Annotated in this window: 1 protein-coding gene; it reads left to right on the forward strand. The window is 50.8% G+C overall.

Annotated elements, in window-relative coordinates; translation table 11 throughout:
• The coding region (gene prsT, locus AC097L_RS24810) for an XrtA/PEP-CTERM system TPR-repeat protein PrsT (protein ID WP_479589380.1) at positions 1-1,200 on the forward strand (1,200 nt) is incomplete at its 5' end.
• Positions 1,201-1,275 lie beyond the last annotated feature (75 nt).

Here is a 1,275-nt window from a genome sequence, read left to right on the forward strand (position 1 = left end):
TTCGAAGCCGTGTTAGCCAAGAATCCTAAAAATGGCCAAGCATTGCTGGCACTGGTAGAACTCGCCGCAAGGTCGGGCGCAAACAATGAAGAGATGACCAAGCTGATTGGGAATGCCGTGGAGGCCAACCCTACGGACGCAACACCGCGTTTGTTACTGATTGACCTTTACTTACGCAACAAGGACGTCAAATCAGCCTCGTCGGCAGCACAAAATGCCGTGACTGCATTGCCCGAAAGCCCAGAAGTGCTCCATGCATTGGGCCGCACGCAACAAGCCGCTGGGGACATTAACCAAGCTATTGCCACTTTTAACAAGCTGGCAGTTATGCAGCCTTTGTCACCACAGCCTCATATGCGCCTAGCAGAAGCTCAAATGGTAGCCAAAAACAAGGAAGCTGCAGTGAGCAGCCTTCGTAAAGCGCTGGACATCAAGCCGGACCTATTGGAAGCGCAGCGTGCGTTGATCGCGCTACATCTTGACGGAAAGAGGATTCAGGACGCGCTAACCATAGGCCGTACCGTGCAACAGCAACGGCCCAAGGAGGCGGTGGGTTATGTTCTCGAGGGTGACATCAACGCTTCGCAGAAAAACTGGGATGCGGCAGCAACTGCCTATCGAGGTGGGCTCAAGCAGGTGAATGCGCCTGGGTTGGCCATCAAATTGCATTCTGTTCTATTGGCGTCTGGCAAGGGTGTTGAAGCGGATAAGTTCTCAACCAGCTGGCAAAAAGACAACGCCAAGGATGCTGCCTTTTTGTTTTATCTGGGTGATGGAGCCATTGTGCGCAAAGACTACGCCGGAGCTGAAAAGAATTATGCGGCGGTGGTCAAGCTTCAACCCAACAGCGCGGTCGCCTACAATAATTTGGCATGGGTGAGTGCCAAACTGAATAGAGATAACGCCATCGCTATCGCCTTTGCCGAGAAAGCAAATGCCTTGGCGCCAAATCAGCCCGCTTTTATGGACACCTTGGCCATGTTGCAGTCGGACAAAGGCGACTATGCGACGGCGGTGGACCTCCAAAACAAAGCGCTGATCCTTCAGCCGCAAAATGCGGTATTCAAACTTAATCGCGCAAAAATTCATATTAAAGGTGGGAAAAAAGACTTGGCGAGGAAAGAGCTGGTTGAGCTGACCAAACTTGGCGATAAGTTTGCGGGACAGGCTGAAGTTGCAGCTCTTATGAAGGGTTTGTAGATGTGTCGATTTTGTTTACTTCCAGCAGGCGACTTGGATGGTGCAAAATATAATTACTATATAAATCAATGACTT

The organism is Rhodoferax sp. RT5P35 (genome assembly GCF_056521385.1).